Origin of the sequence: Tritonibacter sp. SIMBA_163, from assembly GCF_046535935.1 — a bacterium.
In the GTDB taxonomy this organism is placed as follows: Bacteria; Pseudomonadota; Alphaproteobacteria; order Rhodobacterales; family Rhodobacteraceae; genus Epibacterium; species Epibacterium scottomollicae.
Window position 1 is genome coordinate 1 of sequence record NZ_JAWJBP010000896.1, and the last position, 253, is coordinate 253.

The 253-nt window shown below is 74.7% G+C and carries 1 pseudogene; it reads left to right on the plus strand.

The features are described from left to right. Window positions 1-253, plus strand: a pseudogene (locus R0J92_RS24920) (hypothetical protein); the annotation flags it as partial.

The window sequence follows — 253 nt, forward strand, 5'->3', positions numbered from 1 at the left end:
GGCGGGAATCGCGCGCGACAACCTGGCCGACATCAAGGCGGACCCCGCGTTCGACGCGGCCGCCGTGGACGCGCTCGCCGCGCGCACCGAGGCGGCGCTCGACCGTCTGGCGCCGGCGCTTGCCCGGCGCGGCGGACGCGGGCGCCACTGTCACGGCGACCTGCACCTGCGCCACATCTGCGAGGTCGAGGGGGCGCCGACGCTGTTCGACGCGATCGAGTTCAACGACGCCTTCGCACAGATCGACCCGCTC